Origin of the sequence: Paraburkholderia sp. Ac-20347, from assembly GCF_017104805.1 — a bacterium.
Taxonomy (GTDB): domain Bacteria; phylum Pseudomonadota; class Gammaproteobacteria; order Burkholderiales; family Burkholderiaceae; genus Paraburkholderia; species Paraburkholderia tropica.
The window spans coordinates 1-4,118 of record NZ_JAAGPN010000440.1; the positions used below are offsets into that span (position 1 = coordinate 1).

Annotated in this window: 5 protein-coding genes; all 5 read left to right on the top strand. The window is 68.6% G+C overall.

What is annotated here, in order from left to right; translation table 11 throughout:
* A partial coding sequence (locus G3N97_RS37165) for a DUF3106 domain-containing protein (RefSeq protein ID WP_205997749.1) occupies window positions 1–667 on the top strand: 667 nt, incomplete at its 5' end.
* A gap of 208 nt (window positions 668–875) precedes the next feature.
* A complete protein-coding gene (locus G3N97_RS37170) occupies window positions 876–1,355 on the top strand; it encodes an RDD family protein (protein WP_346778177.1) in 480 nt (159 codons plus the stop codon).
* Window positions 1,356–1,618: 263 nt separating this feature from the next.
* A complete protein-coding gene (locus G3N97_RS37175) occupies window positions 1,619–2,569 on the top strand; it encodes a UDP-2,3-diacylglucosamine diphosphatase (RefSeq protein WP_205997751.1) in 951 nt (316 codons plus the stop codon).
* 172 nt (window positions 2,570–2,741) lie between these two features.
* Entirely contained in the window at window positions 2,742–3,773 is a 1,032-nt protein-coding gene (locus G3N97_RS37180) for a glycosyltransferase family 1 protein (RefSeq protein ID WP_205997752.1), read from the top strand.
* A 43-nt stretch (window positions 3,774–3,816) separates the two neighbouring features.
* Window positions 3,817–4,118, top strand: a 302-nt coding sequence (locus G3N97_RS37185) for a hypothetical protein (protein WP_205997753.1), incomplete at its 3' end; no start/stop codon positions are given.

The window sequence follows — 4,118 nt, forward strand, 5'->3', positions numbered from 1 at the left end:
CGCCGAACCGGCGGCCACGGCACCGTTCGCCCAGCAACCCGGCAACAGCGGTCCGCTGGCGTGGTCGCGCCTGAGCGACGCGCAGCGTGTCGCACTCGCGCCGTTCGCCAGCGAGTGGGATCGTTTCAGCGACGAACGCAAGCGCAAATGGCTGCGGATCGCCGCGCGTTACCCGAAGATGACACCCGAAGCGCAAAAGCGCTTGCAGGAACGCATGGCCGAATGGGTGCGCATGACGCCCGAGCAGCGCCGCGTCGCGCGCGAGAACTATCAGGTTTCGAAGGAACTGCCCGCGCAGGCGCGTCAGCGTGCGTGGAAGGCGTACCAGGAACTCTCCGACGAGCAAAAGGCGAAGCTCGCCGCCAGCGAGCGCAAGCGCCGCACGGTGGTCAGCGCGCCGCCGAGCGGCAACAAGAGCGAGATCCGCGACATCGAGCGCCTCGTCAATGAACGCGAGCATCGCGCCCGTGCGCGCGCCGCCGGCAACGCGTCGGGCGTGAACGGCGTGCCCGCGCCGGCGGTGCCCGAACAACCGGGCTCGACCGGCCAGAACAGCGGCACGGCCGCGGCGGCCGCCGCCAGCATTCCGGCGGCCGGCAGCTTCGAGCCCGCGATTCCGGTGCCGGTGTCGCCCGCCGAAGCGCCTGCGGCGTTCAAGGGCTCCTGAGCCTGCCGTGCGCCGTCACTTCGCCTGGCGCCAAGCCTGGCATTAGCACGCGTTTCGCCCTGTCCACGTTCGCGGTTATTCTTGCGGTGTCCCGCCCTCATTCCGACTCCGCCGACACCGCGACGCCAACGTGAACGACCGCGCTTCCACCGCTCTCCCCGTTGCGGATTCCGCCGATTCCGCCACTGCCGCGACAACCACCTCGCCCATCCCCGCACCCGTCACCCTGCGACGCCGCCTCGCCTCGCTCGTCTACGAAAGCGTGCTGCTGTTCGGCGTGATCTTCATCGCCGGGCTCGCGTTCAGCCTCGTCATGCAGCAGCGCAACGGCTACACCTACCATCGGGCGATGTCGGCGTGGATCGTGCTGGTGGCCGGGCTCTACTTCGTCGGCTTCTGGCATCGCGGCGGTCAGACGCTGCCGATGAAAACCTGGCGCATGCGCGTCGTCGGCCCTGACGGCGCGCCGCCGACGCTGGGCCGCGCGACGCTGCGCTACCTGGCCGCGTGGCTCTGGTTCCTGCCGCCGCTCGTGCTGCATCCGCTGCTCGATCTCACGATTCCGCACACGCTCGCGCTCGAAGCCGTCTGGTTCGCGCTCTGGGCCGCCGCCGCGCGTTTCGACCGCGAACGTCGCTTCCCGCACGATCGACTCGCGGGCACGCGCATCGTCGCCGTGCCGCGCTGAAGACCGAAAAACCGTCGCACGCGCCGGCGCGAAAAAATCCGGTCGATAGCCGCGTTGCCGCCAAACCACGTCATCGAAATGTCATGGGGCGGTACGCGCGCGTCACCGTTCACGCGCGTCGCGACGCAACACCAGGCCCCGCGCGGCCTTGGCGCCCGCCCGCAAACGCACCCGAGGGCAAGTAACAAGACCTTCTTGTGACTGTCACGGCGTCGTCACGGCCACATGGCGCAATGCGCACATTGCAACCTGCCGCGTGTGCCATGGCCCAGAAGACGACCGCGACCCCACTTTTCCGGCAGACCTCCGGCCCCGGTGCCGATCCCGCCGCCTTTCACTCCGGTCCGAGCGCCGCGACGCTCAACCCTCCTCCTCTGCCCCTCCAGGGCGACACGTCGCCAGACGCTCACGACGACGATCACCCCGCCCCGACCCGCTACCGCACGATCTGGCTATCCGACATCCATCTCGGCACCAACGGCTGCCAGGCGAACTATCTGCTCGACTTCCTGCGCCATAACGAGTCGGAGTACCTGTACCTCGTCGGCGACATCATCGACGGCTGGCAGCTGCGCAAGGGCTGGTTCTGGCCGCAGGCGCACAACGACGTCGTGCAGAAAGTGCTGCGCAAGGCGCGCAAGGGCACCCAGGTCATCTATATCCCGGGCAACCACGACGAAGGCGCGCGCCAGTTCTGCAATCTCGCGTTCGGCGACATCCACGTGCGCGAGGAAGCGTTCCACACGACGCTCGCCGGCAAGCGCCTGTGGGTCGTGCACGGCGATCTGTTCGACGGCGTGATCCAGCACGCGAAGTGGCTCGCCTATCTCGGCGACTCGGCCTATACCGTGATCCTCGTGCTGAACCGCTGGTTCAACCGCATCCGCGCGAAGCTCGGCTTCCAGTACTGGTCGCTCTCGCAGTACCTCAAGCACCAGGTCAAGAACGCCGTGAACTTCATCTCGTCGTTCGAGCGCGTGATGACCGACGAAGCGCGCCGCCGCGGCTGCGACGGCGTGGTCTGCGGTCACATCCACAAGGCCGAGATCCGCGAAATCGACGGCGTGCTGTACTGCAACGACGGCGACTGGGTCGAGAGTCTGTCGGCGCTCGTCGAGACCTTCGAGGGCGAACTGCGCATCGTCTACTGGACGGTGATGCAGTCGCCGCAGGCGCAAACGGCGGGCCGCAAGGCGCGCGTGAGCGCGGCCTGAGCGGCGCGGCCGCCTCGCCGGATTCACACGGGCCGCGCTTGAACGTCCGCCGCCTTTATCCCCACGCGCGCCGTGAACACGCTGTAGACGCGTCGGGCACGGCGCCGGCCGCGTCCGTCCGATACGGCGCGCCGACGCCACACCAACCGCACCACCAGAGGGCCTCCGACCGATGAAGATCATGATCGTGACCGATGCATGGGAGCCGCAGGTCAACGGCGTAGTCCGCACGCTCAAGAACACCACGCGCGAGCTGATCGCGCTCGGCCATCAGGTCGAGCTGCTCACGCCGCTCGAATTCCGCACGATTCCGTGCCCGACCTACCCGGAAATCCGGCTCTCGCTGTTTCCGCGCGGGCATCTGCGCGAGCGCATCGACGCGTTCGGCCCCGACGCCATCCACATCGCGACCGAAGGCCCGCTCGGCCTCGCCGCGCGCCGTTACGCAATCGACCACGACCTGCCCTTCACGACCGCCTATCACACGCGCTTTCCCGAGTACGTGCAGGCGCGCTTCGGCATTCCGCTGTCGGCGACCTATCGCTTCCTGCGCTGGTTCCACAAGCCGTCGCTCGCGGTGATGGCGCCCACGCCCGTGGTGAAGGCCGACCTCGAAAAGTTCGGCTTCACCAACGTCGTGCTGTGGACGCGCGGCGTCGATCTCGAGATCTTCCATCCGATGGAATCGAAGGTGCTCAACACCGCGCGCCCGATCTTCCTCTACGTCGGCCGCGTGGCCGTGGAGAAGAACGTCGAGGCTTTTCTCAAGCTCGATCTGCCCGGCTCGAAGTGGGTGTGCGGCGAAGGTCCGGCGCTCGCCGAACTGAAGTCGCGCTATCCGCAGGCGAACTATCTGGGCGTGCTGAGCCAGCCCGAACTGGCCAAGGTCTACGCAGCCGCCGATGTGTTCGTGTTCCCGAGCCGCACCGATACCTTCGGTCTCGTGCTGCTCGAAGCGCTCGCCTGCGGCACGCCGGTGGCCGCGTATCCGGTGACGGGCCCGATCGACGTGCTCAGCGGCGGCGATGCCGGCGCGATGAACGAGGACCTGCGCGAAGCCTGTCTCGAAGCGCTCAAGATCGACCGCGCGACGGCGCGCGCGTGGGCCGAGCGTTTTTCGTGGCACGCGGCGTCCGAGCAGTTCGCCTCGCATCTGAAGCCGCGTTCGCGCGCCTCGATGCAGGAAAGCAGCGCGGCGGCCTGAGCGGGCCGCGCGGCGCGGCACCCCGCAAAGACCGGAGCAAGCGATGAAACGGCCTGACGCCTCGAGCGGCACCCACGCCCCGGCGGCCACGGATCTCCCCGGCGCCGACGACAGCGTGCAGACGCTGACCGACGACGCGCTGGCGGCGTCCGCCGAGGTGCGCACCGCCGCGGACGCATCCTCATACGTTTCCCGCGCAACCGCCGATCACGCGTGCGATACTGCGGCATCCACTCGCACTGATATGGCCCCTCGTCCTTCGCCCCCGCTCCCGCAGCAGCCGTCTTCCGCGCCTCGCGATCCGCAGGCGCCGTCCGCCGCCCAGCCGGGCAGCGCTGGCAGCAC